The sequence below is a fragment of the Marinicrinis sediminis genome (genome assembly GCF_042685085.1).
GTDB classification, from domain to species: Bacteria; Bacillota; Bacilli; order Paenibacillales; family KCTC-33676; genus Marinicrinis; species Marinicrinis sediminis.
On record NZ_JBHUMM010000010.1, the window covers coordinates 83,032 to 108,830 of the forward strand.

Annotated in this window: 27 protein-coding genes and 1 riboswitch; of the genes, 14 read left to right on the plus strand and 13 right to left on the minus strand. The window is 50.2% G+C overall.

Translation table 11 applies throughout. The features are described 5' to 3' along the window. The first annotated feature begins 19 nt into the window (after positions 1-19). Positions 20-1,504 carry a glutamate synthase subunit beta gene (locus ACFSUC_RS06415; protein ID WP_379928673.1) on the plus strand — a complete coding sequence of 495 codons (1,485 nt, stop codon included), beginning with the start codon at positions 20-22 and terminating at the stop codon, positions 1,502-1,504. Positions 1,505-1,632: 128 nt separating this feature from the next. Here ACFSUC_RS06415 and ACFSUC_RS06420 read toward each other — a convergent pair whose 3' ends face one another. Together ACFSUC_RS06420 and ACFSUC_RS06425 are read right to left on the minus strand one after the other, a co-directional pair. Continuing rightward, positions 1,633-2,466: a protein-glutamine gamma-glutamyltransferase gene (locus ACFSUC_RS06420; RefSeq protein ID WP_379928674.1), complete on the minus strand. Its 834-nt coding sequence runs from the start codon at positions 2,464-2,466 to the stop codon at positions 1,633-1,635. 136 nt (positions 2,467-2,602) lie between these two features. Continuing rightward, positions 2,603-2,776, minus strand: coding sequence for an anti-repressor SinI family protein (locus ACFSUC_RS06425; protein WP_379928675.1), 174 nt, complete (start codon positions 2,774-2,776; stop codon positions 2,603-2,605). Positions 2,777-3,203: 427 nt separating this feature from the next. On the opposite strand from ACFSUC_RS06425, the gene ACFSUC_RS06430 reads away from it, so the two are divergent. Further along, on the plus strand, positions 3,204-3,542 hold the full coding sequence (locus ACFSUC_RS06430) for a helix-turn-helix domain-containing protein (protein WP_379928676.1): 339 nt from the start codon (positions 3,204-3,206) through the stop codon (positions 3,540-3,542). Positions 3,543-3,614: 72 nt separating this feature from the next. Here ACFSUC_RS06430 and ACFSUC_RS06435 read toward each other — a convergent pair whose 3' ends face one another. From ACFSUC_RS06435 to ACFSUC_RS06465, 7 genes are all read right to left on the minus strand, one after another. Continuing rightward, positions 3,615-3,842, minus strand: a complete 228-nt coding sequence (locus ACFSUC_RS06435) for a helix-turn-helix domain-containing protein (RefSeq protein ID WP_379928677.1) — start codon at positions 3,840-3,842, stop codon at positions 3,615-3,617. A gap of 221 nt (positions 3,843-4,063) precedes the next feature. Continuing rightward, positions 4,064-4,960 (minus strand): urease accessory protein UreD, encoded by an 897-nt coding sequence (locus ACFSUC_RS06440; RefSeq protein WP_379928678.1) that lies wholly within the window; start codon positions 4,958-4,960, stop codon positions 4,064-4,066. Continuing rightward, positions 4,875-5,627 (minus strand): urease accessory protein UreG, encoded by a 753-nt coding sequence (ureG, locus tag ACFSUC_RS06445; RefSeq protein ID WP_379928679.1) that lies wholly within the window; start codon positions 5,625-5,627, stop codon positions 4,875-4,877. The genes ACFSUC_RS06440 and ureG overlap by 86 nt, the downstream gene beginning before the upstream one ends. A gap of 64 nt (positions 5,628-5,691) precedes the next feature. Beyond that, positions 5,692-6,381 carry an urease accessory protein UreF gene (locus tag ACFSUC_RS06450; protein WP_379928680.1) on the minus strand — a complete coding sequence of 230 codons (690 nt, stop codon included), beginning with the start codon at positions 6,379-6,381 and terminating at the stop codon, positions 5,692-5,694. A gap of 26 nt (positions 6,382-6,407) precedes the next feature. Then, the gene (gene ureC, locus ACFSUC_RS06455; RefSeq protein WP_379928681.1) at positions 6,408-8,141 is read right to left on the minus strand and encodes an urease subunit alpha; all 1,734 of its coding nucleotides are present in this window, start codon (positions 8,139-8,141) and stop codon (positions 6,408-6,410) included. After that, a complete protein-coding gene (locus tag ACFSUC_RS06460) occupies positions 8,138-8,566 on the minus strand; it encodes an urease subunit beta (protein WP_379928682.1) in 429 nt (142 codons plus the stop codon). The genes ureC and ACFSUC_RS06460 overlap by 4 nt, the downstream gene beginning before the upstream one ends. Before the next feature lie 216 nt (positions 8,567-8,782). Continuing rightward, positions 8,783-9,085, minus strand: coding sequence for an urease subunit gamma (locus tag ACFSUC_RS06465; RefSeq protein ID WP_379928683.1), 303 nt, complete (start codon positions 9,083-9,085; stop codon positions 8,783-8,785). A gap of 548 nt (positions 9,086-9,633) precedes the next feature. On the opposite strand from ACFSUC_RS06465, the gene urtA reads away from it, so the two are divergent. The 7 genes from urtA to ACFSUC_RS06500 all read left to right on the plus strand — a co-directional run bounded on the left by urtA (position 9,634) and on the right by ACFSUC_RS06500 (position 16,552). Then, complete coding sequence (gene urtA, locus ACFSUC_RS06470) at positions 9,634-10,857, plus strand: urea ABC transporter substrate-binding protein (RefSeq protein WP_379928926.1); 1,224 nt, start codon at positions 9,634-9,636, stop codon at positions 10,855-10,857. A gap of 109 nt (positions 10,858-10,966) precedes the next feature. After that, on the plus strand, positions 10,967-11,875 hold the full coding sequence (urtB, locus tag ACFSUC_RS06475) for an urea ABC transporter permease subunit UrtB (protein ID WP_379928685.1): 909 nt from the start codon (positions 10,967-10,969) through the stop codon (positions 11,873-11,875). Between the two features lie 12 nt (positions 11,876-11,887). Beyond that, positions 11,888-12,997, plus strand: a complete 1,110-nt coding sequence (gene urtC, locus ACFSUC_RS06480) for an urea ABC transporter permease subunit UrtC (RefSeq protein ID WP_379928687.1) — start codon at positions 11,888-11,890, stop codon at positions 12,995-12,997. Continuing rightward, positions 12,948-13,715, plus strand: a complete 768-nt coding sequence (urtD, locus tag ACFSUC_RS06485) for an urea ABC transporter ATP-binding protein UrtD (RefSeq protein ID WP_379928689.1) — start codon at positions 12,948-12,950, stop codon at positions 13,713-13,715. Before urtC ends, urtD begins: the two co-directional genes overlap by 50 nt. A gap of 66 nt (positions 13,716-13,781) precedes the next feature. Continuing rightward, positions 13,782-14,414, plus strand: a complete 633-nt coding sequence (gene urtE, locus ACFSUC_RS06490) for an urea ABC transporter ATP-binding subunit UrtE (protein WP_449288687.1) — start codon at positions 13,782-13,784, stop codon at positions 14,412-14,414. 216 nt (positions 14,415-14,630) lie between these two features. Beyond that, entirely contained in the window at positions 14,631-15,365 is a 735-nt protein-coding gene (gene pxpB / locus ACFSUC_RS06495) for a 5-oxoprolinase subunit PxpB (protein WP_379928693.1), read from the plus strand. 65 nt (positions 15,366-15,430) lie between these two features. Next, the gene (locus ACFSUC_RS06500; protein WP_379928694.1) at positions 15,431-16,552 is read left to right on the plus strand and encodes a 5-oxoprolinase subunit C family protein; all 1,122 of its coding nucleotides are present in this window, start codon (positions 15,431-15,433) and stop codon (positions 16,550-16,552) included. Here the strand turns inward: ACFSUC_RS06500 and thiH are convergent. Continuing rightward, positions 16,509-17,630 carry a 2-iminoacetate synthase ThiH gene (gene thiH / locus ACFSUC_RS06505; protein ID WP_379928696.1) on the minus strand — a complete coding sequence of 374 codons (1,122 nt, stop codon included), beginning with the start codon at positions 17,628-17,630 and terminating at the stop codon, positions 16,509-16,511. The genes ACFSUC_RS06500 and thiH overlap by 44 nt on opposite strands. 7 nt (positions 17,631-17,637) lie before the next feature. Continuing rightward, positions 17,638-18,429 carry a thiazole synthase gene (locus ACFSUC_RS06510; RefSeq protein WP_379928698.1) on the minus strand — a complete coding sequence of 264 codons (792 nt, stop codon included), beginning with the start codon at positions 18,427-18,429 and terminating at the stop codon, positions 17,638-17,640. Positions 18,430-18,551: 122 nt separating this feature from the next. Then, a riboswitch (TPP riboswitch) is annotated at positions 18,552-18,658 on the minus strand. A 309-nt stretch (positions 18,659-18,967) separates the two neighbouring features. Here ACFSUC_RS06510 and ACFSUC_RS06515 point away from each other — a divergent pair. The 4 genes from ACFSUC_RS06515 (at position 18,968) to ACFSUC_RS06530 (ending at position 21,321) form a co-directional block, all read left to right on the plus strand. Further along, positions 18,968-19,729, plus strand: coding sequence for a 5-oxoprolinase subunit PxpA (locus ACFSUC_RS06515; protein WP_379928700.1), 762 nt, complete (start codon positions 18,968-18,970; stop codon positions 19,727-19,729). A 3-nt stretch (positions 19,730-19,732) separates the two neighbouring features. Continuing rightward, the gene (locus tag ACFSUC_RS06520; RefSeq protein ID WP_379928702.1) at positions 19,733-20,299 is read left to right on the plus strand and encodes a gamma-glutamylcyclotransferase family protein; all 567 of its coding nucleotides are present in this window, start codon (positions 19,733-19,735) and stop codon (positions 20,297-20,299) included. Between the two features lie 42 nt (positions 20,300-20,341). Beyond that, complete coding sequence (locus tag ACFSUC_RS06525) at positions 20,342-21,016, plus strand: oxidoreductase (RefSeq protein WP_379928704.1); 675 nt, start codon at positions 20,342-20,344, stop codon at positions 21,014-21,016. A gap of 71 nt (positions 21,017-21,087) precedes the next feature. After that, entirely contained in the window at positions 21,088-21,321 is a 234-nt protein-coding gene (locus ACFSUC_RS06530; RefSeq protein WP_379928705.1) for a hypothetical protein, read from the plus strand. Between the two features lie 20 nt (positions 21,322-21,341). On the opposite strand, the gene ACFSUC_RS06535 is transcribed toward ACFSUC_RS06530, so the two are convergent. Both ACFSUC_RS06535 and ACFSUC_RS06540 read right to left on the minus strand, forming a co-directional pair. Further along, positions 21,342-22,514, minus strand: a complete 1,173-nt coding sequence (locus tag ACFSUC_RS06535; RefSeq protein WP_379928706.1) for a glycosyltransferase family 4 protein — start codon at positions 22,512-22,514, stop codon at positions 21,342-21,344. Continuing rightward, on the minus strand, positions 22,501-22,740 hold the full coding sequence (locus tag ACFSUC_RS06540) for a hypothetical protein (protein WP_379928707.1): 240 nt from the start codon (positions 22,738-22,740) through the stop codon (positions 22,501-22,503). Before ACFSUC_RS06540 ends, ACFSUC_RS06535 begins: the two co-directional genes overlap by 14 nt. A 114-nt stretch (positions 22,741-22,854) precedes the next feature. On the opposite strand from ACFSUC_RS06540, the gene ACFSUC_RS06545 reads away from it, so the two are divergent. Next, positions 22,855-25,797, plus strand: coding sequence for a pre-toxin TG domain-containing protein (locus ACFSUC_RS06545; protein WP_379928709.1), 2,943 nt, complete (start codon positions 22,855-22,857; stop codon positions 25,795-25,797). Positions 25,798-25,799: the final 2 nt, after the last annotated feature.

Consider the following 25,799-nt stretch of genomic DNA (forward strand, 5'->3'; position numbering starts at 1 on the left):
AGGATAGGAGGAACAAGGAATGTCTACACCTACAGGGTTTATGGAATTTCGTCGAGAACTTCCTGCCGACCGAAACCCGCTTGAGCGAATCAAAGATTGGGAAGAATTCCATCTTCATTTTTCAGAAGAAAAACTGAAATTCCAGGGTGCACGCTGCATGGATTGCGGGATTCCATTTTGCCATACAGGCGTGGAGCTCAGTGGAACCACTTCTGGCTGTCCCGTAAACAACCTGATTCCGGAATGGAACAGTCTGGTTTACAGAGGGAAGTGGAAGGAAGCACTGGATCGCCTGCACAAGACGAACAACTTCCCGGAATTTACAGGTCGTGTATGTCCGGCTCCGTGTGAAGGCTCCTGTACGGTGGGCCTGCATGGAGACCCCGTTACCATTAAAAACATTGAACAAGCCATTATTGATAAAGGCTTTGATGAAGGCTGGGTCGTAGCAAACCCGCCTTCTGAACGCACAGGCAAGCGCGTGGCGATTGTCGGTTCCGGTCCTGCTGGATTAGCGGCTGCGCAGCAGCTCAATTCAGTCGGACATTCCGTCACCGTGTTCGAGAAATCGGATCGTGTCGGCGGCTTGCTGATGTATGGAATTCCGAACATGAAGCTCGACAAGAAAGTGGTCGAGCGTCGCGTGAATCAGCTTCGTGAAGAAGGAATTGAATTTGTCACCAGCTGTGAAGTCGGCAAGGATTATCCAGCAGACAAACTGAAATCTGAGTTTGATGCCGTTATTCTGTGCGGTGGTGCCTTGAAGGGCCGCGACGTGGAAGTGGAAGGCCGTGATCTGAAAGGTGTCCATTTCGCGATGGAATATCTTCACCTGAACCAGAAGAGCTTGCTCGATTCCAATCATCAGGATGGTCAGTTCATCAATGCAGAAGGCAAAGATGTTATCGTTATCGGCGGTGGAGATACGGGTACGGATTGTGTGGGTACTGCACTTCGTCAAAAGTGCAACAGCGTCACCCAGTTCGTTATTTATCCGGAAGCACCGAACGAGCGACCTGCCAACAATCCATGGCCGGAATATCCGAACGTGTACAAGCTGGACTATGGTCAAGAGGAAGCCAAGGCGTATTACGGACAAGATCCGCGAGCCTATAAAATCCTGACGACCAAATTTGTAGGCGATGCGGAAGGCAACCTGAAGGAAGTGCATACGGTTGAAGTCATTCGTACGAAAGACGAAAACGGAAACCGTCACAACCAGGTGATTGAAGGAACAGAAAAAGTATGGAAAGCCGATCTTGTTTTCCTAGCACTTGGATTCGTGGGTCCGGAAGGGGATGTCATCGATCAGCTTGGTGTTGAGCGTGATCGCTGGACAGGTGCGAAAGCCAAATACGGCGACTACAAAACGAATGTAGAAGGCATCTACGCCGCTGGGGATATGCGCCGTGGCGCGAGCCTTGTCGTATGGGCCATTAACGAAGGCCGCGAGGCTGCAAGAGAAGTAGATAAATATTTGATGGGGCATTCAGAATTACCTTAAGGATAAGCCATAAAGGAAAGTCAGTCTTAAAGGTAAGCCTTAAAGGTAAGCCTTAAAGGGAAGTGCAGATCATCGTCAAAAAGCTGTTGAAGCCAGGTGCTTCAACAGCTTTTTTTGCGTACTAGCAGCTAGGCAAGCATTAGAGACGATCCAATTCTGGCAGAGGCATAGTGGACGGATTCTCGATACAGGGTGTCGAGCGCGCGCCCGTCATGACTGTAATAGGGGTAGAGTTGAGAGGAACGGATGCGTGTGGCCTGGTCGAGCAGGTAGGCAGATCGTTGAGCCATTGGATAACGGAGGCCGTTCAAGAATGCGATAATTTCGGCTCCGCTCCGAATACCGATCCCGTGACCGTAGTACAGGCCGTATCCGACATCCACAACATTTTCACCTTGCCATTCGGGCCTCATGGGGTCATGATCCGGATTCTTGAAATACCGGACATCACCGGGGATATACATACGATACTTTCGGGTGATGACATGCAGATCCTGATCATGCTGCCAGTCCCGGATGTACAGACCCTGGAACAATTCATTGAAGGTCTGATCGCCGAGTATTTGCAAGACTGCATGGTAAAAGACAATGATAATTGCCGTCGCACATTCAAACCCGTACAGATCTCCCTGCTGAAAGATATTGCGGATGGCATCGGAAGGTCTGCGATCTGGCCGAAGCTGGAACCCCCCGTTTGAAGTGCGAATCCAGTACATCGGATTGCAGTAGGCTCGGCTGAAGACAGCAAAGGACGCTCCGCTTTGGTTTAACGCATAGGCGGATTGAATAATTGACTCACGCATAGCCAGATCGAACCGCAGCTCATTGAGATTGCGGTAAACCGCCACTTCAGGATGGGTGATCATGGTCTCCAGGATATGTCTTTGGAGCGGAGAGATACCGGGTGTATAAGAAATATCAGAATGGGAAAGCGGACTTGGATTCCCATAGATTTTGATCATGCAACCTACTCCTTTTGTTTCATGCTTCTATACCATATGAGGGTGAGGAGCCTATGGTTCGGACGATTTTCAACACGAATAAAGCCTTCCTCATGACAAGGAAGGCTTGGACGTCGGCTATGTAGAAGTGTTGGAGCTATCGGGATTCAATCAGAATTTTGGGTAGGTAAATCGTTTGCAATTGATTGAATTCCGCATGTAGAAAAAAATCTCGAATTTCCTCAATTGTAAGTCCTTGTTTCTTCGCTTCCAGAATTAACGCGCACCACTCTGAGTCTAATTCTTCGATGTCATTTACATTCAAAACCATGCTCCAATTACTCCTTCCTCAGATTCGCAGCATTGATCCGTATCGTTCGCAACGGGCGATCAGTGTCCGTTGTATCGACTATACATCCAAACAAATGGTCCCGATCGGTCTCTGCTTCTATCATGATCTTATCGTATTGGTGAAAAGAAGTCTGTCACTTCTTGCTGTCGGACAAAAGAAAAATGAAAAAAGATTGTAAAAGAATGATGCTGTCTGTTAAAACGAACAATTTCACCGGTCTAAAAGGAGGTATGTTCGCATATACTAGTAGAAAAAGCGGTTGTACAGCACTTAATCATTTTTTGTAATCGTTTTTATGACCTGGTCGCAGAAAGTGTTCGTTATAATAAACTTTTTATATATGAGCGAACACAGCTATGTTATAATGAATGGCAAGGGTAGTCATATTGCTAAGGGAGACAGGATCATGATTGGTAAAAGAGTGCAGGAACTCCGCAAACAACGTCGAATGTCACTTACGGAACTAGCGGAACGGGCAGGTGTTGCAAAATCTTACCTCAGCTCGATTGAACGCAATATCCAGACGAACCCGTCAATTCAATTTCTTGAAAAGGTCAGTGCAGTCTTACATACAACGGTAGAAGAACTGTTGCTCGAGGATACACGGGAGCGAGAGCATTTGGATCAGGAATGGACACTCCTGGTGAAGGATGCCATGTCTTCAGGTGTAACCAAGGAGCAATTTCGGGAATTTCTGGAGTTTAACAAATGGCGCAAGCAGCAAAATCAGGATACAGAATCTTGAACCCGCAAGGAGTCTCTATGGTGCATAGAGGCTCCTCTTTTTTATGGTCATCACCCCCTCTCTGTTCAGTCATCAGATGGAGGCGTCCTTAATGGATTCTGTCTGATTGCTGGAAAGCAATTGCTGCACATCTACTTGCAGGACGACTGAAATTTTCTCCAAAAAATGAATGGATGGATTTGTTTGTACATCTCGTTCAATGTTGCTCAGGTATGATTTGGATACTTTGGCCTCTGAGGCGAGCTCGGACAGCGTTAATCCATGGGAAACGCGTAATTGCTGGATTCTTTTTCCGATCATCGGATACGACCCCTTTCTTTCAACTTTCCCAGTTATACCATTATAACGAAAATATCGTTCTTAATAAAGAACAATCTAACAAAATAAAACCTGATGGATGGCTCACCCGTCAGGTTTTTCACATGTTTGAAGCTGAATCCTTCATTTTATCTTGTCTTTATTCGGCTCAACCTTAAAATTAGCGCTTGAAAAAAAGGAGAGAGCAGCGCAGGGTTCTTCCATTATTTGCGGACGGGCGGTGCGGTATTGCCGCAAATCTCTTTCCTCCATGCTGTCCAGATGCTGTGGAAGAATTGCTGGAGGCGCCAGCTGTTCATCGCCACTGCCCGGATGATCATACCTTTTTCGGCCAGAAGACTCATGCCTGCTTCCATATCCTGCAGGGGTTCATGCGATTCCTCGCTTCGCAACTGCTCGATGAAAGGGGCATAATCATCCTCGGACATCAGCCACATGGTGCCGTAATGACTGAAACGATGCAGACTGGACAGGGCGTTTGGCGGATGAATCAGCGGTGAAAAAGCAATGCGTTCACAAGCAACCCGCCTGGACTCCCAGTATATATCCAGTGTGCTTTTGTAAGAGTGAAAATCGAATTGCTCCCCAAAACTGCTTCTTCCCGGCGCGACAATGTCGGCATACGCAAATTGACAACCCTCGCTCAAGTGTACAGTCGTCGCAGCGTGGAGGGAACTGTCTGCATAAGGTATCGTCGGTTCAGGCATGAGTTCCAGTCTGGCGCGAGGCGCCAGATCCAGGCGCTGGATTAACCTGGACCCTCTTTGTCTGGCTGGGTGAACCTTGGTAGATGATTGATTGGTAAAATAAACTTTACTGTCCTCCTGAAGCGTGAGCCGGATATCATATTCATCTCCATCCAGCAGACCGGGAGAAGCATCCATCATACAAACGTATAAGGTTTCGTCGTCGTTCATCCGGTGGGTTTTGGATATCTTCATCGGCGCTTCGACATAGCGATCCACCAGCGTTGTCCGGCCCTGACGGTTGCTAAATTGACCATACAGACGGCTGTTAACCAGCCTGGTTGTGTCCTCCTTCTGTATGAGGGATATGTTCTCCTTCTGTGTGAGCTGAGTGTTCATGGTGTGGGTGGTCAAGGGCATTCACTCCTGTCGGCAGCTGCTGTTCCAGCCATGCGATGATTTCATCAAGTCCTTCCCCGTTCATCAAATTGCTGAATACATAGGGCAGATCCCCGCGCATGCGATCTGTGTCTGCTCTCATAACTTCGAGACTGGCACCTACATGGGGAGCAAGGTCTGTTTTGTTGATCAGCAGCAGATCGGAACGCATGATGCCCGGGCCGCCTTTTCGCGGAATCTTTTCGCCTTGGGCGACATCAATAATATAAATGAATCGATCTACCAGTTCTGGACTGAAGGCTGCCGCAAGATTATCTCCGCCGCTCTCAATGAAGATCATTTGCAAATCGTCAAACCGCGCTTCCAGTTCTTCGACTGCTTCAAAGTTCATAGAGGCGTCTTCCCGTATGGCGGTATGCGGACAGCCGCCTGTTTCCACGCCGATAATTCGTTCTGACGGCAATGCATCCTGACGGTTGAGAATCGCCGCATCTTCTTTTGTATAAATATCATTCGTGATGACAGCCAAACTGTAGCGATCACGCAATCTTTTGGACAGCTTTTCTACCAGAGCGGTTTTGCCTGAACCGACAGGCCCCCCGATTCCGATTCGAATGGGGCGATTAGCGGGTACAGCAGGGGATTCCCATTGGCGATGATGATGACCTTGACCTTGACACATTGTAATTCCTCCCTTGTGGTTGTAAACGGTTATGGTGTGTTTAGATTTGGATGACAGGTGTGATTCAGGACATGAATAGTCTTGAATACAACGTTTCATGATTCATTTCGTAGATTTCCTGGAGCCACGCATGTGCATGAAGCTCCTCAGGAGGAAGCGCAGAGACCTCTTTCCATGCCTGTTCGATCTGCGGTATCGATTGTTGAATGAGCTGTTGCCCTTGTGTTTGTCCCATGGACATCAACCGAAGCGCACTGTTGACCATCATGGATACACTCGTGTACAGATAGCCGGTAATCGTTTCGTGCAGGCCGATTCCCAATTGATGGGCGGTATACGTATGGATGGCTGGCAAGGTGCCATACCCTTGTTTGCTCAAGGCTTCTTCCAGCTGAGCGAGCTGCATCCACGGGTACAGGGTCTTCACTAGCTTCAGCAATCGCTTGCCCATCTTGTGTATGGCTTCTCTGGATTCTCTCGCTGTGCGCTGTGTGAAGATGAGTTCGTCGTAATGGACGTATGTCTTCCAGTCTTTTTGTTCGAGCGCGGTATACATGCCTTTCATAGCCAGACCTTCAAAGGGGGCCAGACTGGCATGAAGCGTAGCCGCGATATACTTTTCCAAGTCATCCAAGTTGCGAATGACCCCCTTCTGGACATAGGTTTCCAGGCCGAAACTGTGGGAAAAGGACCCGATTGGCAGCGCGGAGTCCAGCATCTGCACATAGTACAGCAATTTGTTGTCTGGCTTCACATCCCTGACCTCCATTTCCATCCTCATTAAAACAAGAAATATCGCTGTGCCATGGGCACAAGTTCAGCAGGGGCACAGGTCAGAACCTGACCGTCCACCTTGACTTCATAGGTTTCGGGATTCACTTCAATATCCGGTGTGGCATCGTTGTGAATCATGCTTTTTTTGCTGATGCTGCGGCACTGACTGACCACCTCGATCTGTTTTTGCAAACCCAGCTTCTGATGAACACCCTGTTCATATCCGGCCTGAGACAGGAAGGTGATCGAACGGGACTGCGTGCTTTTGCCATACGCACCGAACATCGGTCTGCCGTAAGAGGGCTGGGGCGTCGGGATCGAGGCATTCGGATCTCCCATTTGGGCGAAGGCAATCATGCCCCCCTTGACGATCAGCTCCGGCTTGACTCCGAAGAAAGCTGGCTTCCACAGCACCAGGTCTGCCCATTTGCCTGGCTCTATCGATCCGACCACATGTGAGATGCCATGGGTAATAGCTGGATTGATGGTGTATTTGGCTACGTACCGCTTGATGCGGGTATTGTCGCCATTCGTAGATTCATCTTCCTGAAAGGCGCCGAACTGCTGTTTCATCTTGTCTGCGGTTTGCCAGGTGCGGATAATGACTTCGCCAACTCGCCCCATCGCCTGGGAGTCCGAACTGATAATACTGAATACGCCCCTGTCATGCAGGACATCCTCGGCCGCAATCGTTTCAGGACGAATGCGGGAATCGGCGAAAGCGACATCTTCCGGGATCGAGCTGTCCAGATGATGGCAGACCATGAGCATATCCAAATGTTCTTCGATCGTATTGACGGTAAACGGACGGGTCGGATTCGTCGAGGACGGAATAATATTCAGCTCTCCGGCAGCACGGATAATGTCCGGCGCATGTCCACCGCCAGCCCCTTCGGTATGATACGTATGGATGGTTCTGCCATTGATGGCCGCCAGCGTATCCTCCAGATAACCGGCTTCATTCAGTGTATCGGTGTGAATGGCTACCTGTACGTCCATTTCATCTGCTACTGTCAGACAGGCATCAATTGCGGCGGATGTGGTTCCCCAATCCTCATGCAGCTTCAGGCCAATGGCTCCAGCTTCTACTTGTTCACGTATTGGGGCATGGGTGGAGACATTCCCCTTGCCCAGAAAGCCCATATTCATCGGAAAGGCCTCTGCGGATTCCAGCATCCGGTGAATGTTCCAGGCTCCAGGCGTGCAGGTGGTGGCATTGCTGCCTGTTGCAGGTCCGGTACCGCCACCGATCATGGTTGTAACCCCGGATGCAAGTGCTGTCTCAATCTGCTGCGGACATATAAAATGAATGTGGCTGTCTACGCCGCCTGCCGTCACAATGCAGCCTTCTGCGGCGATGACTTCCGTAGACGCACCCACGACGAGATCGGGGTGAACGCCATCCATCGTATGCGGGTTGCCGGCTTTGCCGACGCCCACGATCCGGCCGTCCCTTACTCCGATATCGGCCTTTACAATGCCCCAATGGTCGATGATCAGGGCATTGGTCAGTACAAGGTCGATGGTGCCCTCTGCACGTGTAGCAGTGGAGGACTGACCCATACCTTCCCTGATTACCTTGCCTCCACCAAATTTGCATTCATCCCCATATACGGTGTAATCCTTTTCTACGACTGCCCACAGATCGGTATCAGCCAGTCTGATCGCATCACCGGTTGTCGGTCCGAAGATCGAGGCATACTGGTTTCGATCCATATGATGTTCGTCATGTGTGCTCATGCTTCTGATTCCTCCGTCCCTTGTTTCAGACCATTTAGTAGGCTGTTTGTCTGGTTGTTTCCCAGACCGTTGCTCCGGCTGTTTTTGTGTATTTGCAGATGTGCTTGCGGCTCGGTTTCATCGAGCGGGCCATTTACCCATCCATTCAGTCCATAGATACTTCTTTCCCCGCCAATACGGACGAGGGTGACGGGTTTTTCTTCACCAGGCTCAAAACGAATAGCAAGGCCGGCGGGAATATGCAGTCGCATGCCGTATGCCTGTTTTCGATCAAATTGCAACGATTTATTGACCTCATAAAAATGAAAATGGGAGCCTACCTGGATCGGTCGATCTCCGGCGTTGGTGACAATCATCTTTTCGGTTTTGCGGTGCTTGTTAATGACGATGGGCTCTCTTCGTAATCGATATTCGCCAGGTATCATTTGTCCATGCCTCCTTCGAGAATTGTGATATTTCCATATCCCTATATTCCTATTTCCCTATCTCTCTGATTTGCTATTTCCTATCTCTCCGTATCTCTGCATCTTGTATCTCTGTATCGGCATATTTTTATTTCTCTATTGTCCTGCATTTCTGTTTCTGCATTTCTATAGACCTCCGTACCTTTATCTGTAAAGATCACTGGATTTCTTCTTTCGCTAACGGATCGGTTCATGAACCGTAATTAGCTTGGTGCCATCCGGGAAGGTGGCTTCAACCTGTACCTCGGGAATCATCTCCGGCACCCCTTCCATCACATCGCTCCGGCTTAGAATGTGGGCGCCCTCTTGCATGAGCTGCGCAACACTTTTCCCTTCCCTGGCTCCTTCCAGCAATTCTGATGTCAGCAAAGCGACCGCTTCCGGATGATTCAGCTTCAATCCTTTTGCTCTTCGTTTGCGTGCCAGGTCAGAGGCGACATAGATGAGTAATAAATCTCTTTCTCTTAATGTTAAGTGCATGAACATCCCTCTTCTTTCTATTCAACATCTTTCGATTTCACATTTTTCAGCTCACCCGTCTTCTATTTAACATTTCAGTTCAATGAGGCATGTCTTCTCAACCATCTCTTCATGGAAGGATCAGAGATGATCAAACCCCATGACTTGCATCTCAGGATCGAAGGGTGACGCTATTCATTTATCTTTCATGTGAGATAACGCGTTTGATTGTAAGCAAATTTCGTTACTATCGATTACTTATGTAAGGTATTATAACACAAATTCCTGATATCGCCACCAAAATCATAAAAAATTCGGTGATTGGCAAGTAAAATAATTTTTTATGTAAGATATATTGACACGAAGCTTATTTATTCTCTATAATGGGAAATACGAACGACAGGGAACACTTTCCATTGATTGTTCGGAAAAATAGGGGTGGAGAGGGAGAGAGAAGCATGAGAAAAAACAAAGACATGAGAGAAACCAAGAGAGAAATGAAGAGAGAATCACAACGACACACGCCGCAGAGAAAAACAAAGAGAAGCCTGCTGGCATTGCTGACGCTGATGTTGAGTGTATCCATGCTGCTGGCCGCCTGTGGGGAGAACACGGCATCCAATGGAGCCAGCAACTCCGGAGAAGGTACCCAAGCCAATGGAAGTGGAAGCGCGGAAGAAGGAATCAAGGTTGGAATCTTACATTCATTGTCCGGAACGATGGCAATCAGTGAAGTATCTGTGAAGGATTCAGAGATGATGGCGATTCAAGAGATCAACGCGAACGGCGGTGTACTCGGCAAGCAAATCATCCCGGTCGTGGAGGATGGCGCATCGGATTGGCCGACCTTTGCAGAGAAAGCCCGCAAGCTGATCTCTCAGGATGAGGTGGCTACCGTGTTCGGAGGCTGGACATCTGCAAGCCGCAAGGCGATGCTTCCTGTATTTGAAGAATTGAACGGATTGCTCTGGTATCCGGTTCAGTATGAGGGACTGGAATCATCTCCGAATATTTTCTATACCGGAGCGACGACGAATCAGCAAATCGTGCCGTCTGTGAGCTGGTTGCTGGAAAACCGGGGAAGCAGTTTCTTCCTGCTCGGATCTGACTATGTGTTCCCACGTACGGCAAACAAAATCATCAAAGCTCAGCTGGAAGCAGAAGGCGGAGAGCTGGTTGGGGAGGAATATACCCCGCTTGGACATACGGAATACAGCACCATTATTAGTAAAATCAACTCCGCTAAACCGGATGTGATCTACAATACCCTCAATGGGGACTCGAACGTAGCTTTCTTCAAGCAGTTGAAGGATGCAGGCATTTCCTCTGATGACATCACGGTATTGTCCGTTAGTGTAGCGGAAGAAGAAATTCGCGGAATCGGGGCTGACGTACTGGAAGGTCACCTGGCTGCATGGAACTACTTCCAGACGACGGATACACCGGAAAATGCCACCTTCGTGAAAAATTATCAGGCACAGTACGGCAGCGACCGGGTGACAGCTGATCCGATCGAAGCTGGATATCTCGCGGTATACCTGTGGGCGGCTGCAGTAGAGAAAGCGGGTACCACGGATGTGGATCAGGTTCGAGAAGCAGCAAAGGGCATTGAATTCCAGGGTCCTGAAGGACTGGTTACCATCGATGGCGACAACCAGCATATCTACAAGAAGGTCTTGATCGGCGAAGTGCAGGCAGATGGTCAGTTTAAGGAAATCTACAGCACACCGGAACCGGTAAAGCCAGATCCATTCCTGGAGGGCTATGACTGGGCGGAAGGACTCGGAAACTAAACCTCTTCATCGCTGAAAGGCATAATAGGATTGAAGGAGGCCTCGCCTCCTTCTGTCCTTCTATGTTCCTGGATGCACAGTCTCCCAAATCGGAAAGGAGAGAAATGGCATGGAGCTGTATCTTTCACAATTATTCAATGGCATCAGCTTAAGCTCCATTCTGCTGCTTGTCGCGTTGGGGCTTGCGATCACATTCGGTCTGATGAATGTCATCAATATGGCACATGGGGAATTCATTATGATTGGTGCTTATTCGGTATACGTTACCCAGCTGGCCTTTTCTAAATATGCGCCGGAAGCGCTGTTCAACTGGTACTTTCTGTTGTCGATCCCGATATCCTTCCTAGTGGCAGCTGTATTCGGTCTGTTGATGGAGGTCACGCTCGTGCGCTTCCTGTATGGCCGACCGCTGGACAGTTTGCTGGCGACATGGGGCGTAGGTATGGTCTTGCAGCAGCTGGCACGCAACATTTTCGGTGCGCCAAACGTAGCGGTAACGAGTCCTACCTGGCTGGATGGCGGACTGGTCGTCTCCAGCGGATTGACCTTGCCGTATAAACGGTTGTTTATCATTGCGCTTGTCGCTGTTTGTCTGATAGCCATGTATCTGTATATTTATCGCAGTGCGTCAGGAAGACGGATGCGTGCGGTCATGCAGAACCGGGAAATGGCAGCTTGTTTGGGGGTTTCGACACGCAGAGTAGATGCGGTTACCTTTGCGATTGGCTCCGGGATTGCCGGTATCGCAGGTTGTGCCCTGTCGCTGATGGGTCCGATTGGACCATCTCTCGGCACGTATTACATTGTCGATGCCTTTATGGTCGTGGTACTCGGCGGAGTTGGTAAGCTGATTGGCACGGTAGCGGGTGCGCTTAGCATCGGGGTAGCCAATACGATGTTCGAATCCTGGCTCTCTGCCTCGATCGCCAAAGTGCTGGTATTCCTGTGCATCATCGTATTCCTGCAGTGGAAGCCGAAGGGCTTCGTTGCGATGAAAACTCGTTCATTAGATTCCTAGGAGGTGACGACCATGATGGAACGACTACACACGAATACGACAAGGAAGTGGCTCTTGTTCGGCGTTTATATGCTGTCATCCGTTTCCCTGTTTTTAGCTCCTTATATGCTTTCTGATTTTCGATTGAATTTGCTGGCCAAATTTCTGGCCTTTGCGATTTTGGCGATTGGGCTGGATCTGATCTGGGGCTATACCGGCATATTGAGTTTGGGTCAGGGTGTTTTCTTCGGCCTTGGCGGCTATTGTATGGCGATGTATCTGAAGCTGGAGTCTTCTGGAGGTAAACTACCAGATTTCATGTCCTGGAGCGGGCTGGAGGCCTTGCCCTGGTTCTGGGTTCCTTTCCAGTCCTTCTGGTTTACGTTGCTCATGATCGTATTGGTGCCGATGGCACTGGCTGGTCTGCTCGGATTTTTCACATTTAAAAACCGGATTCGCGGGGTTTATTTCACCATCCTTACGCAAGCGCTGGTAATCATCGCCGTCACCCTGTTTGTTGGTCAACAGGCCTATACGGGCGGAACGAACGGGATTACGGGCTATCGCACGATTCTGGGTTTTTCGATGAGTGATCCAACTGTGAAGCAGACTTTGTACTGGATTACAGCGGCTGTACTAATCGGCGTGTTTTTCTTCGCCAGATGGCTGACCAAAACCCGGTTCAGTCGCGTGCTGCGTGCTGTGAGCGAGGGGGAAAATCGCGTACGCTTTCTTGGCTATGACCCTACCTACTACAAGACCTTTGTCTTTATGCTCTCCGCAGGTCTGGCAGGTATTGCGGGTGCGCTGTTCGTCCTGCATGTCGGCATTATCTCCCCATCGATGATGGGCATTGTGCCATCGATTGAAATGGTGCTGTGGGTAGCGATTGGCGGCCGTGGAACACTCTTGGGAGCAGTGATTGGCACTTTACTGATCAATTACGCCAAAACGGGCTTTAGTGAGGCTTACCCGGATGGCTGGCTGTTTTTCCTCGGTGGACTATTCGTCATCGTCGTCATATTCTTGCCAAGAGGCATCATGGGATTACTGCAAGACGGCTACAGATATGTGAAAAGGAAGGTGAGCCAGCATGAAAAGAGAACCTATTTTGCGCTCGGAAAAAGTGACCGTGGAGTTTGACGGCTTCGTAGCGGTGAGAGAAATGAGCTTTGAATTGGCGGACCGGGAGCTTCGCTTCCTGATCGGCCCCAATGGAGCAGGCAAAACAACCTTCCTGGACGTCATCTGCGGCAAGGTGAGACCGAAGAATGGGCAGGTTCTGTACCGTGCACAGTCGTCGGGCTCGGAGGTGCCGCTCACCCGAAGAAAAGAGCATCAGATTGCCTCGCTCGGGATTGCCCGCAAATTTCAGGCGCCGTCGATCTTCACGGATTTGACGGTCTTTGAGAATCTGGAGCTTTCCGTTCAGAAGAAGAAGGGGATTCTGGCTGCGATGACGACCGGTGTAAAGCGTGAGATGAGAGACCGTATTCAAGGCCAGCTGGAGATGATTGGTCTTTCCGACAAGTCGGGATTTCGAGCCGGAGGGTTATCGCACGGGGAGAAGCAATGGCTGGAGATTGGCATGATGCTCCTGCAAGACCCCCGTGTCCTGTTGCTGGATGAACCGGTAGCCGGGATGACCGATGCGGAAACAGAGAAAACAGGCGAATTGCTGAAGGAGATTACGAGAGAGCGCGCTGTAGTCGTGGTGGAGCATGATATGGAGTTTGTGCGCAACTACTCGTCTCTGGTCACGGTCATGCATGAAGGTCAATTGCTGAAGGAAGGCACGATGAGCGATATACAGAGCGATGATCGGGTCGCGGAAGTCTACTTGGGAAAAAAGGCGGGATGAGTCATGCTAGCAGTGAAGAATATGGAAGTTGGCTACGGTGAGAGCACGGTCATTCGCGATGTAACCATGCAGGTGGAGCCGGGCAAGGTCGTATGTCTCATGGGGCGAAACGGAGTCGGCAAGACGACGCTTGTGAAGGCGATCATGGGTATTTTGAAAAGCAGTAAAGGTTCCATCACTTATAAAGATCACAAGCTGCATACCGCTTCTCCTCACCTGCGGGCGAAATCAGGCATTGGCTATGTGCCGCAGGGCAGAGAGATATTCGGTCAATTGACCGTCTACGAGAACATCTGGATGGGACTGGAGGGGACGAAGCCTCGCAAGAAGGAGATTCCACCTGCTGCTATCGAGAAGTTTCCCATTCTGAAAGAGTTTTTTGCCCGCAAGGGCGGAGACCTGAGCGGAGGGCAGCAACAGCAGCTGGCATTCGCCAGAGCGCTCGCGTCTGAGCCGGAGCTGCTCATTCTGGATGAGCCGACGGAAGGGATTCAGCCCTCGATCGTACAGGATATCCAGCAGGTGATTCGAGACATCAAGGAGCAGCACGATACTGCGATTTTGCTCGTGGAGCAAAGTCTGGAGTTTGTGAAGAGTGTGGCAGACTACGTCTATGTCATTCAAAAAGGGACCGTTGTTGCTTCCGGGGATGTGTCTATTTTGGACGACGAGCAGGTGAAGCACTATCTGGTGGTGTAGCATTGCTGACCTGTAATGGCGCTGTACGGAAATCATTGCCATGCGTTATAATAGAGGGACCGGACAGAAGGGAATGCTTGGAGAATGGCGGCGGAGAGCCGCTTTTTTTCTTCCTCATGACGAACGGCTCAAACGGCTCAGGCGAGCGGCTTGTATCTGTTTGACGATCGGAGGAAGCCGAGCAAGTCCACAACCTTGATGGGAGGTGGAACCGTTATGAACCCGATTACCCTTGATATGATTCCGATCTCGGAACAAGCCATTACCGTTCAGTTCTATTCCAGCACCTCGATTCCGTTATTCCCCTATATTCAAGCATTTCTGAAGGAACTGCGGGTTCGGCCCATTTCAGGCATGGTTGAATGTATCGCGACGGATGAAGTGTTGACGGTTTATTATGATCCTGCAGTCGTGCAGCGACTGCATCGCTCGTCGCTTGCCCTTTCGTCCGTGTCACATTGGATGAAAATGCAGATTCACGAGCGGCATCAGCTTTTTCGTATGCAGGAGCGGATATCCGAAAAAGGGGCTGGCAGTCTCAAAATCATCCCGGTTTGCTACGGTGGTCAGTACGGACCGGATTTGGATGTGACAGCGAACCATCTTCAAATGGATACGTCCGAGGTGATCCGTCTGCATTCGGAGCGGGAATATGTCGTCAGCCTGATCGGGTTTGCGCCCGGATTCCCTTATTTGCAGGGAATGGACGAACGGATCGCAGTTCCCAGACGCGCCGAGCCTCGTATTCAGGTGGAGAAGGGAAGTGTGGGCATTGGCGGCGTCCAGACAGGTGTGTATCCACTCACCCTTCCAGGCGGATGGCAACTGATTGGGCGAACCCCCATGTCGCTCTTCGATCCTCATCGCGATCAGCCTTCCTATCTGCAACCGGGGGATCGCGTCAGGTTCGAACCGATCTCGAAAGTGGATTATGAGCGTTATCGTGAATAGGGACGTCTGCCCAGACGGCCCTGTTTGACGGTTGCAGGAAATGGCGAACAAGGAGGTGATGCCCTGTGGAACAGCAAGGGGGAAGGGAACCAGTTGAGCCTGTCCGTCAGAACGGGACGGACCGTGAAGAAGAGGTCAGTCAGCGTATTGGAATGAAAGTGAAGAAGCCCGGAGTCTATACGACCTTGCAGGATCAGGGACGAATCGGACACCGGCATCTGGGTGTGCCGGTCAGCGGTGTGATGGATCGCTGGTCGAGCCGAGTCGCTAATCGATTGCTGGGCAATGAAGATGAGGCAGCCGTGCTGGAGATGACCTGGGTCGGTCCCACGCTCGACATTCAGCAAGGGATGTGGATCAGTATTTGCGGAGGTGCCTGTTCGGTTCAGGCCAATCAACAGGAAATTCCCATGTGGCGACCTGTCTATCTCCCGGCCGGCACGGTACTGAGCATCGGCAGTTTCAGAAAAGGATGCAGGGCCTATCTGGCGGTACAGGGTGGGTTCGAAGCCGAGATTGTGCTGGGCAGTCGCAGTACGTATGTACGCGGAGGATTCGGTGGGATCGGGGGCAGAACGCTACGGGCAGGAGATGAACTGGTCATCCGCCCGTCGGCTGCCTTGAACGCAGAGCAGCCGCAGAACCCGCCATGCATCGGGAGACGAGCAATCCGAACGGATAGGCTGTACCGTCCGTCATGGCGCGTCCCCATTCTGGATTGGAAGGAGCCTGAACCGGTCATTCGGGTCATGGAGGGACGGGAGATCGATTCATTTCCCAAGCGCAGCAGAGAGAAGCTGAAGTCAACCGACTTTCGAATTTTGCCGCAGTCGGATCGGATGGGCTACCGGCTAGAGGGCAGTCCGCTACACCCGTTGGCTTCGTTTCAGATGAAGACAGAACCGGTGACAGTCGGGACGGTTCAGGTGCCGCCAAACGGGCAGCCTGTCATTTTGATGGCGGACGGTCAGGCGACTGGCGGGTATCCGCGCATCGCCCAGGTGGCCTCGGTGGATGTGCCGGTTTTGGCGCAGCTGCCCCCAGGCACATCCATTCGTTTTGCCTGGGTCTCGGTCACAGAGGCGGAGCAGTTATGGCTGCAAAGGGAAGCAGAACTGGAAGCACTCACCCGAGCCTTGGCGCTCAAGGGGAGGCTTGGGGATAAAGATTGCAGCCGTCTTTTCTGACTGGCTGATAGCCTTTCTCCTTAATCGCTCTGCAAACCTGGGCCACCGTTCGGGTATCGGAGATTTCAAATTGCCCCGGTGTTTCTGAAGCCAGCGCATAACCCCCAACAGCGGTGGAAGAGGCGGCAGACATTTTCGTGACACCAAGTGGCAGCAACTGATCGCGAAGCGCTGCCCGTTCCCTGGTGGAGAGGGTGATGCCAGAGGCAGGCATGAAGAGTCGATAAGCGAGCATGATCTGGGTGAGCAGGCGATCATCAACAGGATGGGCAGGTTGAAAAGAGCCGAGGTGAGGGCGAATTCTAGGAAAAGCCATCTGTATGGCCGTTTCTAAATAACGAGACTGCAGCGTCCGGGCATGCAGGCCGGCTGTAAAGGCTTCGGTTCGTGCATCACCCAAACCGAGAAGGGCACCGATGGTGACCGAAGGGATGCCTGCGGAACACGCTCTTTCCGGTGTATCGATTCGCGTGCGATAGTGTCGCTTGGGCCCTTTCAGGTGCAGCTTGGCATAGAGGTGTGGATCATATACCTCCTGATACACGGTCAAGCCCTCGACCCCGCATTTTGCCAATGCTTCATATTCAGCGGTTTGCAGCGGCTGTACCTCCAGGGAGACGGAAGGGAACCAGGTGGACAATGCGCGCACACAGCGCTGGAAGTAGGCGGCAGAAGCCTGCAAGGGAGACTCACCGCTCAGCAGCAGAACATGGCGCAATCCGGCCTGATGCAACAAAGCGGCTTCTTTTTCGAGCTGTTGCGGCTCCAGTTGTTTTCTGGGGAAATCATGGACGACACTGAAACTGCAATACGTACAATGATTGACACAATGATCGGACACATAGAGTGGAGCATATAGCAAGATGGCGCGACCAAAGTGCTGAATCGTCAGCTGGTGCGCCTTTTGGGCCATCGGCTCCAGGTAAGGCTCTGCGGCTGGAGAGAGCAGAGCCAGATAGTCCTGCTCGTCCAGATGGGACTTCAGCAGCGCTTTCTCGACATCGCGTGCATGCATGTTAGCCATGATCGTGCTGAGTGGCCTGGACTGGAGGGCAGTGCAGGTTTCATAGAAGCCCATGGATGAATCAGCTCCTTTCACCTAGAAATCCTGTCAGGGGAGAAGAAGCTTGGGCTTGAGCAGATGCGGATACCGGACCGAGCCCGGCGAGATGGGCTTTGCGTCCGGCCTGTACGGCGAGATGAAAAGCCTCTGCCATGAGGACGGGATGCCGGGCGGTGGCAATGGCAGTATTGACCAGTACCGCTGCTGCTCCCATTTCCATTGCCAGTCCAGCATCAGACGGTCTTCCGATGCCTGCATCGACAATAACGGGAAGGCGAGCCTCCATGATCATGATCTGAATCAGTTCTTTCATTTGCAAGCCCCGATTGGAACCGATCGGAGCGCCGAGCGGCATTACAGCTGCGGCCCCTGCCTCTTCCAGTTGCCTCGCTGCCATCAGATCGGGCGACATATAGGGAAGCACAATGAAGCCTTCCTTCACTAATCTTTCTGAAGCCCGAATCGTTTCCAGATTGTCCGGGAGCAAATATTTCTGATCACGAATCACCTCGATTTTGACCCAGTTGCCCATCCCGGCTGCCTGTGCCAGTCTGGCTATGCGAACGGCTTCTTCCGCATTTCGGGCACCGGAGGTGTTGGGCAGCAAGATGGTGTTATCCGGCAGATGATGCAGGATCGAATCCTCCGTTTCTGACCATTCGGCTCGTCGCACGGCGACGGTGATGACCTGTGATTGCGCAGCCTGCAAGGTGTCTTTCATCGTTTGCATATGGCCGTATTTGCCGGTGCCAAGCCATAGACGATTCGTGATCGGTGTGTCGCCGATGAGTAGGGTATCGCGCGTATCCATCATGGTATTTTCATCCTTTCCAAGGAAAATGGGACACAAAAAACAGCTTACCGGCGCGGGCAAGCTGGGAGCGGTCACGGTCGGGTCTCGGACGAACAGACAGCACGTCACGATGAACGGAGTGAAACAGATCGGGACAGCTTTCCTACGCTGGTACGAACCAGATCAGGTACAAGGGTTGGATACTTCCTCTCAGCCGTCGGCAAAGCGCCGGGCACCCCTAGCTGTATCGTTGTCATATGTAACGCAATCGTACTATGCCAGACAGTGGGAAGCAAGATCATTTGCGAGTTGTTGACAAACTGTCAGAGGTAAGTGAGAACGGGATCACAATGAGGATAAACGGGGATAGATGGGAAGAAACGAGGATAAGTGGATATAAATCGGGACAGATCAGGAGAGAGAGGGTAATAGACAGAGACTGAAAGGGACAGAAAGGGACAGATGGGGATAGAAAGGAATAATCGAAACGGTTAAAGAATCAAGTCGATGTCATGTATGACGATTATCCAGAGAGGAAAGAAAAGGAGGAGGAGGATTCATGCGATTGAACATCGATCTGAACTGCGATTTGGGCGAGAGTTTTGGCGTTTATCAGATGGGTCAGGATGCAGACATATTGCCGTGGATCACGTCCGCGAATATCGCCTGTGCCTTTCATGCCGGTGATCCTTCTGTGATGAAGCGCACGGTGAAAGCGTGTGTCCAGCATGAGATTCATATCGGTGCGCATCCCGGCCTGCCTGATCTGCAAGGCTTCGGACGGCGGGAAATGCAGGTTACGGCAGAGGAAGTCTATGACATGATCGTGTATCAAGTCGGGGCCTTGCGGGCGTTTGTGCAGATTGAAGGGGCGCGCCTTCATCATGTGAAGCCGCACGGGGCGCTCTACAATATGGCAGCCAGACAGCCGGAGCTAGCAGCGGCGGTGGCAGCGGCTGTCTATGATGTGGATCGGGAACTTGTGCTGTATGGACTGGCCGGTAGTGAGTTGATCGAACAGGGAAGGAAGCGGGGTCTGCGGGTAGCTCGCGAAATATTCGCAGATCGCATGTATGAAGACGATGGCGCCTTGACGCCAAGATCGCTGCCGGGGGCCGTGATTCATGATGCCCAGCAGGCCATTTCACAGGTGATGTCCATTCTGGAACGGAAGGAAGTCATGAGCAGAAGAGGCCTTGTGGTGCCACTTGAAGCGGATACAGTCTGTGTGCATGGAGATAATGAGCAGGCATTGGTCTTTGTGCAGGGACTGCACCAAGGCTTGACAGAAGCGGGATTGCTGGTTAAAGGGGAGAAGTAGACTGTGGCTACTTGGCAAGATTCCGTCGTATCGGTTTTCGTATATGGAACGCTCCTTCAGGGCGAATGCAATCATCACCTGGTCAATACTCATCTACGGGCGTTGGAAGCAGGACAGATATACGGTACGCTCGTGCATCTCGGTCCCTATCCCGGTCTGTTGCTGTTGGACGAGGAGAAGGTTATGCAATCGCGGCAGGCAGCCAAGGTCTCTGAGTTCAAGCAGACCTCTCAGGAGACTTCTCTGGCGGCTCAGACGGCTCAGAATTCGCAAGCAAGGCGGATCTCCCAGCAGACGCCGACCTTACAAAAAGCGCGGACCTTACACGCTTCGTCAGCCAAAGGGATTGTGCATGGTGAATGGTTGACGTTAAATAAAGAAGCGTTGTCTGTGCTGGATGCATTGGAGGACTATTTTGGGCCAGCGCATCCAGATAATGAATACGACCGTGTCTGGATTCAGGATGTCAGCCGTGCAAGGGAGGGCTGGGTGTATGTGTGGAGAGCGCATAGACATGCTCCGTTGATTCCAAGCGGGTCATGGCGCAGGCGATCGACAGCCCATTCCTGATTGTGCAGCGATTGATAAATAAGAAAAGAAAGAGGGATGGTTATGAAGAGAGCGATTCTGGCCGGAGCGAGTGGTTTGGTAGGCGGACATTTGCTGGAACTGATGCTGGCTGACAATCGTTATGATGAAGTTGTATTGCTTGGAAGAAGAGAGCTACCCCTGCAACATTCGAAGCTGGTCCAGCGAAAGGTGGATTTTGAAAAGCTTCATGAGCTGGAGATATCCTTCGCACAGGCTGATGTTTACTGTACGCTTGGCACAACGATCAAGAAAGCAGGGTCTCAGGATGCATTTCGCCAGGTAGATTATGTGTACCCCTACGCGCTAGCTCAAAAAGCGAAGGAAGAGGAAGCCAGTCAATTTCTCATCATTACGGCACTGGGCGCAAATGCCAGCTCCGGTGTGTTTTACAATCGGGTGAAAGGCGAGCTGGAGAAAGCTCTTCAGCAGATGAAGCTTCGTTCGCTGCATATTTTCAGACCTTCTCTGCTTCTTGGAGACCGAAAGGAATTCCGACTGGGTGAGCGTGCGGGTGCCGTCATCGGTAAGGGCATTTCCTTTGCCATGACTGGCAAACTGAGACGATACAGACCGATTCAGGCCATGACTGTCGCCTGTGCGATGTACAATGTAGCTACAACCGAATCGATGGGGATGCGCGCGTATGAATCGGATGAGATTGAGAAGTTGGGAAAAACAGGTCGAGAGCTTGTCTGACTGGTCATTCAGTCCCCTTTGTAGTAAGGTTGACAGGAAAACGAATAATCTACGGGGAAGAGGTGACTCGAATGCTGTTGGTCAGATTGATCATGGCAGGATTGGTGGTTTTGCTCGTGATTGGCGCGTACTCGGTGGTTAAAAGCGTTCGATCCTATATGAAGCAGGCCAAACAAGGCATTGAAGCTTGTCCGGCCTGTGAACAGATGATATCGGTGCCCAGGGACGTGGCGAATTGTCCCAAGTGCGAGGTGAAGTTGGGAAGGAACAAGGACGGTTCCCTGCTGATTCGGCTGAATGATTAGCCAGTACGGCCTGGTCCGGGTCAGGGAGAAGCTGGAGAAGACAGGAGTGTACGAAAGAGCTGTTCGTAGTTGCGTACCATCCGTTCTGCGGTAAAGTATACTTTTTGAGTTTGCAGCTTTTCCAGTTCGACCTGAATCATACTGGCCTCATCTCTTTGAAACTGACATATAGCGTCGCGCATTTCTCCTGGCTGGTATGGATCGAACTGATATTTATAATCTCCGACAATCTCCTGAATCCCACCGCCGTTAGAAGAAATCAGGGTAATGCCTTCATCGATGGCTTCTAATATGACATAGCCGAACGGTTCATACAGAGAAGGCACGATCAAGGCATCCAGCGACTGCAAGAAAGCGTCCCTTCTGGTTCCGCTACACCACCCCATGAACCGGACCTGCGATTGCAGGTTCGCCGCTTCGATATATTGCAACACCGCAGACAAATGTTCCGGGTCTTCTCCCCCGCAGGCGATGTGCAGCTCGAAGTTTAATCCTTTTAGCTCCTTGAGCGCTTCTAGTAATCCTTTTCGGTAGTCCAGGCGACCTAAAAATCCGAAAATAGTTCTTTCCTCTCTTACTTCTCTTAGTTCTCCTAATTGACTTGCCTCACTTAATTCTCTTGTTTCACTTGCATGGGTCGAGTGTGAGATTTCTTTGAAATTCATCCCGTTATGGATCACGACCGCCTTGCTTTCCAGATCCGGATATATGGCGCACAGCTTTTGTTTTTCAGCATGAGAGACACATACGAGTGAATCGGCTGCGTAACACAGGTTTTCAAACTTTGCTCTAAGCTCATCGTGTTCTCCGAATGGATTTTCTGGATAATAGGGCTCAGGAGTGGGTATGGAATGAATGACATAAACGAGTTTGCGTCCTTGCAGAAAGGATGGTTCAGTCATGAACTGAAACTCATAGAAATGACATACCGCAATATCAAAAGATAGGTCCCCCGCCCTCCCGGATTCGGCATAGGAAAAGGCTACGATATCCTGCTGCCCCGGAAAAAGCGAAGACTCAATATCTGGATACTCCTCTTCGCGGTAAATAAAGGCGAAACCAGTTGACTCGCTGCGATGAGGGAAATAATGATTCATAAAGGTGCCCATGCCGCCATAGAGATAATGACCGAATTCATTTGTAAAATGAAGGGCTTCATAGTGAGGTTTGAAAGCCAGTTTAAACATCCCCATTCACTTCTCCTAACACAACATTATATTTATGTATAATATACTTTTCCTGCTTGGTTCGAGCCGACATCACCATCGCAGGCAATTTGCGCAAATCAGGTTCGGTGAACTTTCTGGAAAAATCAATGACAAAATAGTGCTTCTGTTCAGGGTGTAGCGTGACGGCATGAGGGAGAATAAGGATATGGTCCTGATATATCCATTCTTCCGTTAATGTGATTGGTTTCAAATTGATTCCTTCTTTCTAGTATGTGTTAAAAAATAGCTATTCAAATGACTAATTATGTAATATTATAAGATATTAGAACCATATCAATCAATATACATAGGAGGAAAGCCACATATGATTCCTTACTCCGGCTCCGCATTTTCTCAGTTTGGCCGTAGTTCTCAAGGGAGCAGCAGACAGGGGGCTTGGGCAAGTACAACCAGTACGCCCGTCAATGGGATAACATCAAAATCTTATTTGCCCCACTTGCAAACGATACCATCTCGAAGTAGCTCCTCATCAGACAGACTGACGATTTCTAGTACGGCTCGATCGACCTACCAAACTCAGTCGTCCAGTTCTGCCACCCATACTTCGAAAAGTTCGTCCTCTTCCAGCAGTTCCGATTCGAATCAGAAGAAGTATCTGGAAAATCTCACGAAGACCGGAAACGAAGGACAGAAGAAATGGGCAGAAGCTGAACTCAGCAAAATGAATCAGAACCAATATCTGAACAATCTGATTCAAACCGGCAATGAAGGGCAAAAGAAATGGGCACAAAATCAGCTTGCTGCAAACGCACCGGTACATAGTGGTCAAAGTCAGTCCTCATCCAGTTCCTCTCCTGCGACCAAATCGAGCACGGTTTCCTCATTGTCGTCTACTTCAACGAATACCGCATCGTCGGCAGCAGTGTATGCTTCTACTTCTAAAGTCAGTCCATCTTCAAGCATGAGCTCGAATCAACAGGCTTATTTGCAAAATTTATTGAAAACCGGTAATGCGGGAGAGCAAAAATGGGCGGCTTCCCAACTAGTGTCAAACGCGAGTCAAACGGCCAGAAGTTCCTCCGGTACGGCTGCCTATACGCGCACCAGCTCTGGAACTCCGGCTTATTCTGCCTCTTATACAGCTTCTCGTACTGGATCAGCCTCACAAACTGCGTCAGTCGCTTCTGGCACAACTGGAAGTTCCTCCAGTACGGCAAATGCGAACCAGCAAGCCTATTTGCAGAGTTTGCTTCAAACGGGGAATGAGGGCCAGCAAAAATGGGCTCAGGCAGAACTGAACAAAATGAATACAAATGTACATGCTTCGGCGACGATCAGTGCCAATCAAAAAGCGTATTTACAGAACATGCTGAATACGGGGAACGAAGGTCAGCAGAAGTGGGCTGCCGATCAACTGGGCCGAGCATACAGTACAAGCTACACGCCAAGCCATACGCCAAGCCAATCCTCCACTTCCTCGTCCCCTGCTGCCTCAGGCAGTCATAATGTCCAGCCTGCTCCACCGAGCGTGGTAAAGGGAACGTCCAACCAGAATATGGACTTGGAAAATGAGAAGACTTATTTGAATAACATGTTGTCCACCGGTAATGCTGGAGAGAAAGCGTGGGCCAGAAACAGACTGGACAAAATCAATCAGCAAGCCTATCTTCAAGATATGTTGAGGAATGGCAGCAGTGGTCAGCGAAGCTGGGCGAAGATTGAGCTGGAAGAATTAACGAAGGAAGAGGAGCTCCAGAATCAGAAAGCATACCTAAGCGATACGGCTCAAACCGGGAATGCAGGACAGAAAAAGTGGGCGCAATCCGAGCTGGATAAAATCAATCAACTAGCATATTTACAGGATATGGCGAAAAACGGCAGCAGCGGACAGAAGAAATGGGCTCAAAATGAGCTGGATGAAATAAATGAGAAAGAAAAGCGCTTAAACCAGATCGAATACTTGAATGGACTGAATCAAACCGGCAATGCCGGACAACAAAAATGGGCGCAATCCGAGCTGGATAAATTGAAGAGAGAAAATCAAATGGAATACTTGCAGGATATGATCGAAAACGGGACTTCCGGTCAGAGAAAATGGGCGCAATCCCAACTGGATGAAATGAATGGAAAACAGAGCCATACTACGGCTTCAACACAGCAACATGCTACTCCAACTCATTCTTATTCCAGTCGTACTCCTTCTTCTCATGCCAGTGGTACAGCAGGAAATGGCAGTTATTCCGGTATGGAGGAGCTTCGCCGACTTGGAATCATTTCCGATATGTCCATTCCAGCCTCATCAAAAGGTTCCACTTCCAGTATCAAGCTCACCAGTCATTATGACGAAACGTCGAACGGGAGCCATGTATTCGTAACCGATGAAGGCAAGCGACTTACTGTGAATGAAACCAATTTGGAAAAATTGCTGAACGAATACAAGCTGTCCCCAGGCGGATACTCCCTGTCTAAAGGGGATGTGTTCCATCAAAGCCACCTTCATAGCGGTAAGGTAGTCGATTTTCTGGCCTATGCGGCTTCCAAAGGATATGACCCTCGTACCTTCCAGCAAGTGGGACAGCAGGCTCAGCAAAGTACCCAGTCCTATCTGGAGCAGAAGCAATACGAAGCAGGAATTTATGAAGGATACTATGCCAGCCCAGGACGAAAAGTATTAGGAGAACTGGCAAGTATTACACTGGATTTTGCGCCTGTTGTAGGAAGTGTGAAGGGCATTGTCGAATTGGTAAGAGGCAAAAACATTTTCACAGGTGAAGAACTAAGCAACCTGGAAAAAGCCCTCAATGCCGTATCGATTCTCGCCGGAAGCGGATTTATTGACAATGTGGCCGTAGGCACCTACAAGGTAGGCCAGAAGACAATCCCCATCACCGCTGAAGTGAAAGCAGAGTTAAACAAGTACTATGACAAGTTTTTCGTGAAGTCGGGTAAGGCGGCTGAGGGAGCGGGTTATACTGGTAAGGCTTTTAGTGGAACGCGAAACCCAGAATTAGACTTTACAAGAGCTAATGGTAAAAGTACTTTGCAAAAACATTTTAACGACCATAAAGATGACTTTGGTTATACGACCGAAACCGAATATCTAAATGGTGCAAAAAACTTTCTTGAGAAGTCTCCCACTTCAACAACACAATCTTTTGTTTCAGATGGAGGTACCTATTTTAGATATGATACAGCTACTAATGAATTTGGGATAATAAACCAATATGGTGGTATATCAACTTATTATAAACCAACAGACGGACTAAAATATTGGCAGGAACAAATTAGTTTATATGCTCCTAAGTGAGA